Source organism: Candidatus Erwinia dacicola (assembly GCF_001756855.1).
Taxonomy (GTDB): Bacteria; Pseudomonadota; Gammaproteobacteria; order Enterobacterales; family Enterobacteriaceae; genus Erwinia; species Erwinia dacicola.
In genome coordinates this window covers 1-4,156 of the sequence record NZ_MAYS01000060.1, presented here as the reverse complement: position 1 = coordinate 4,156, position 4,156 = coordinate 1, and the positions used below count along the sequence as shown (strand labels likewise).

The following is a 4,156-nucleotide window of genomic DNA, read 5'->3' as shown; positions in this document are numbered from 1 at the left end:
CGTCCTAAGACTCTACCTAGCTGGGCTGTCCGAGACCGGACAGCTGTGCCAAGTCGGGCGCATGTATTTCAAAATGCAGCCCACCTGCGTCTAGGTCAGATTCATCTTCATCAGAGTGTGTACCATGCGGATCGCCTGCGCATTGCCCTCGAAGTGCGACAAATTCTGACGAATATTTGCACGCAGCTCATCCAGCCCATCGTCGCAGTGACTCAGTACCTTGGGCACATAGTGATCGGGGTGCTGGCTCTCTGACTGCCAGCCCGCATCGAGCTGCTGACGGAACCAGTCGTTGACCGCCGACTCGCCAAAATGACCAAACGGCGGGTTGCCGAGATCGTGCATCAGGCAGGCCATCTCGACGATGTTTTCAAACGGCGCGGTCAGCTGCACCAGCCCCAGCACGGCCAGCTGGCCCTGCTCCTGCAGGCGCGTCAGCACTTCTTTGGCGATATAGTGCCCAACCTGCTGTACTTCAAGCGAATGCGTCAGCTGGGTACGCACGGCGGCATTGCGCTCCAGCGGGAAAACTTGGATTTTCTGCTGCAGGCGGCGGATGAACGCAGAGTTGATAATCCGCCCGCGATCGCTCTCAAATATGCGCAGAATTTCATGCTCATCCTTCGGCCCCTAATACGGACGATAGCGACGCAGCCAGTTAATTTTCGTGCGAAAGTCGATCGCGCTCATGCATGTTCCCTCGGATTAACGGTACGCATCACCGTAAGACGGATTATCACTGTAATGCTGCCATGATAGACTATGCGCCGAAATTATTGGCAAATTCTACAATTTTAGCGGGTATCCCTATGAAAGCAGGCATTATTGGTGCGATGGAACAGGAAGTTACGCTGCTGCGTGACAAAATTGAAAACCGTCAGACTCTAACCCTAGCGGGCTGTGAAATTTATACCGGAACGCTGAACGGTGTTGAAGTGGCTCTACTAAAATCAGGCATTGGTAAAGTCTTTGCCGCACTTGGCACTACCCTACTGTTGCTGTGCAAGCCGGACGTGGTGATCAATACCGGTTCCGCCGGTGGTCTCGCCTCCACACTGAAAGTGGGTGATATCGTGGTGTCAGACGAAGTCCGCTATCACGATGCCGACGTTACCGCCTTCGGTTATGAGCCCGGCCAGATAGCCGGCTGCCCGGCGGCGTTCAAAGCCGACGACAAGCTGATTGCCGCCGCAGAGCAGTGTATTGCTCATCAGGGCCTCAACGCCGTGCGCGGCCTTGTGGTCAGCGGTGATGCCTTTATCAACGGCGCTGCCCCGCTGGCACGCATTCGCAGCACCTTCCCACAGGCGGTGGCCGTGGAAATGGAAGCGACAGCCATCGCCCACGTCTGCTATCAGTTCAATACTCCGTTCGTGGTGGTGCGCGCTATCTCTGACGTAGCCGATCAGGAATCCCACCTCAGCTTTGACAAGTTCTTGGTGGTCGCCGCTAAGCAATCTTCATTAATGGTGGAAACCCTACTGCCCCTACTGGCTCATGGCTAAACGCTTTCTCCCCCTGCTGCTGTGGCTGACCTGTGCCGCCACGGCAATGCCGAGCGTGGTCACGCTGGCCCCCAACCTGACCGAGCTGGCTTTTGCAGCGGAAATTACCCCGGTTAACGTCAGCGCATTCTCTGATTATCCGCCCGCGGCGCAGCAAATTCGCGAAGTGGCAAATTGGTAGGGAATCAACATGGATAAGCTGCTGGCGCTGAAGCCCAATGTGGTGCTCACCTAGCGCGGCGGCACGCCGCAGCGACAGACTGACCAGCTACAATTGCTGGGGGTGAACGTGGTGTTGCTGGCACCGGACTCTATCGCTGAGCTGGTTCCACCTGCGCCAGCTGTCGGTTTACAGCTCGCAGCCATAGCAGGCCTTACAGGCGGCAGATCGCCTGCAGCAGCAGTTTGCCGATCTGCGCCAGCGTTATACCCGGCAGCAGCCAAAGTCGGTTTTCATGTAATTTGGCATGCGGTCGCTGTTTACTGCAGCAGGTCATACTTTGCAAAATGAAGTGCTGCAGCTGTGCGGCGGGGAGAATATCTTTGCCGATGCCCGAATGCCGTGGCCACAGGTCAGCCGCGAGCAGGTTTTAGTCCGCCAGCTGCTGGCCATTGTCATCCCCGGTGATGAGGCGCAGGCGCAGCAGGTGGCGCAATTCTGGTGCCCGCAGCTTTCGGCAACTGTGATTACTATCAATGATGACTTGCTAAGCCGCGCCGGACCGCGTCCGATTCTGACTGCGCAAAAACTGTGCAGCCAGCTATCGCTAGCCGGCAAGCCCGGAGAACGAAAAATCACCGCTATGCGTGATTAAAGATCCGGCAATTTTAGCCATTAACTAAACAACGAGGCAGCAAAATTCGTACATAATCCGCCGCCCGTTTTATCAATTTGAGTTAATTCTCCGGTTTACACCACTAGGAAATCGCACTATGAAATCCGTTTATCTGGCCTTCGGGCTGATAACGACGGGTCATGAATTTGCCGCTTGAACAACTGGCAATATTGGCGTGAAATTAACCATCTACACGCAGTGCCGCGTTGATGGCAGCAGTGTTTTTACCTGCCACCAGCCGGATATTGCCTGTGGAGGAGTACAGCCTGATGCCCAGCTGAAAATCACGTAGAACGTTGTTGAGGACAGTGCAGATAAGAAAGTCAGGTTAGTGACCGTCGTAATGGTAAAAAAAAGCCTCCCGTCCGGGAGGCTTTTTTAAAACGGGATCAGATGCTGAAAGAAGAACCACAGCCACAGGTAGTTTTGGCATTGGGGTTGGTCACGATAAAGCGTGCCCCCTCCAGCCCTTCAGTGTAATCCACCGAACCGCCCACCAGATATTGCAGGCTCATCGTGTCTACCACCAGCGCCACGCCCGATTTCTCAATCGTCATGTCACCCTCGTTAATCTTGTCGTCAAAGGTAAATCTGTACTGGAAACCGCTGCAGCCACCACCAGTGATATACACGCGCAGTTTCAGTTCCGGGTTGCCCTCATCGGAAATCAGGTTTTTGACTTTACTTGCCGCCGCATCGGTAAATTGCAGGGGTAGTGCTACATCGTCGCTCATGTGATACTCCAGTATGCTTTCAGGCCGGGTGCCTGACAGGTCACAAATCGACCATAATTGTTGTCAATATCTTACACACGGGTAGAGCAATCAAGCTCAGACTGTACCCCTGTAAGGTGGCATCGTCCGCTTCCTTGTTTCTGCTGCTTAGCCAGAGTGTGGGCAAGCAGGGAGGAATACAAGGGCTTGCCGCCAACAAACTGCGCCAGCCGCGTCGCGCCCAAGCAGGTAATAATCATCGGCAGGATCAGCTGATAGTTGTCGGTCATCTCCAGCACAATGCCGGTCAGCGGCGCGCGTATCGATGCATCAAACAGCGCCCCCATTCCGGCGATAACGAAGGTTGCCGCCTGCAGATGATACTCCGGCATCAGGGCTGCCAAGGCCAAACACCGTGCCCAGTGCCAGCATCAGCGCAAAATCCCGCTAGGCACCACCCCGGAGCAGAAACAGAGCAGCGTGGTTGCCAGACGAATGATAAAAATAAACAGCAGCGTTCCGGCCCTGTAATTTCCTGCCGTCACCAGCGGGATCAGCCCGGAGCCGGAAGCCGCAGGCATTACCAGCCCCAACACGCCGCAACGTCCCCCATCAGCAGCGCCTTACTCATCCTGCCACCGTGTAGACGTTGAAACAGGTCCTGAATGCGGAAGATCAACTGATTAAACGCCACGCCAAACACAATTCCCAGTAGCAGATAGAGCCACAGCGTATTCACCGGCGCGTTCGACAGCTGCCCCACTTCGATCACTGCTTGGTCGCCGTTAAACACCCGGAACACGATACACGATGCTCGACATAATCACACCGATAAACACCGCTTTAATCGAAATGAGGCTGTAACGAAACTGCAGGCGCATTTCTTCAGGCACTGTTGCAAAGTTATTGATGAGTTAGCCTTTCGTGTTATTGAAAGGTCTTATCTTCCAAAGACTGATAGCGCTGTAATATCCCGTTATATAGCGGATTATCGCGCCCTGGGCTTCGCTGAAGCTGTTATAGCCCTTCGTCGGCACCCATTCGGTCTTCAGGCTCCGGAAGAACCGCTCCATAGGGGCGTTATCCCAGCAGTTTCCCCGTC

5 protein-coding genes and 2 pseudogenes are annotated in these 4,156 nt (G+C 54.7%); 3 read left to right on the top strand and 4 right to left on the bottom strand.

From position 1 onward, the window contains the following. Positions 1-93 precede the first annotated feature (93 nt). Positions 94-690 (bottom strand): annotated as a pseudogene (gene dgt / locus BBW68_RS01625) (dGTP triphosphohydrolase); the annotation flags it as partial. Between the two features lie 119 nt (positions 691-809). Here dgt and mtnN point away from each other — a divergent pair. The 3 genes from mtnN to BBW68_RS20270 all read left to right on the top strand — a co-directional run bounded on the left by mtnN (position 810) and on the right by BBW68_RS20270 (position 2,320). Further along, positions 810-1,505, top strand: coding sequence for a 5'-methylthioadenosine/S-adenosylhomocysteine nucleosidase (mtnN, locus tag BBW68_RS01620; protein ID WP_070133731.1), 696 nt, complete (start codon positions 810-812; stop codon positions 1,503-1,505). Then, on the top strand, positions 1,498-1,686 hold the full coding sequence (locus BBW68_RS20275) for a TroA family protein (RefSeq protein WP_338061291.1): 189 nt from the start codon (positions 1,498-1,500) through the stop codon (positions 1,684-1,686). The genes mtnN and BBW68_RS20275 overlap by 8 nt, the downstream gene beginning before the upstream one ends. Before the next feature lie 319 nt (positions 1,687-2,005). Continuing rightward, a complete protein-coding gene (locus tag BBW68_RS20270; protein WP_245166491.1) occupies positions 2,006-2,320 on the top strand; it encodes a TroA family protein in 315 nt (104 codons plus the stop codon). 410 nt (positions 2,321-2,730) lie between these two features. On the opposite strand, the gene erpA is transcribed toward BBW68_RS20270, so the two are convergent. From erpA to BBW68_RS01595, 3 genes and pseudogenes are all read right to left on the bottom strand, one after another. After that, the gene (gene erpA, locus BBW68_RS01610; RefSeq protein ID WP_070133730.1) at positions 2,731-3,075 is read right to left on the bottom strand and encodes an iron-sulfur cluster insertion protein ErpA; all 345 of its coding nucleotides are present in this window, start codon (positions 3,073-3,075) and stop codon (positions 2,731-2,733) included. Between the two features lie 71 nt (positions 3,076-3,146). Further along, positions 3,147-3,941: pseudogene (locus tag BBW68_RS15385) on the bottom strand (chloride channel protein); the annotation flags it as partial. 27 nt (positions 3,942-3,968) lie between these two features. Then, positions 3,969-4,156, bottom strand: a 188-nt coding sequence (locus tag BBW68_RS01595; protein WP_148127492.1) for an integrase core domain-containing protein, incomplete at its 5' end; no start/stop codon positions are given.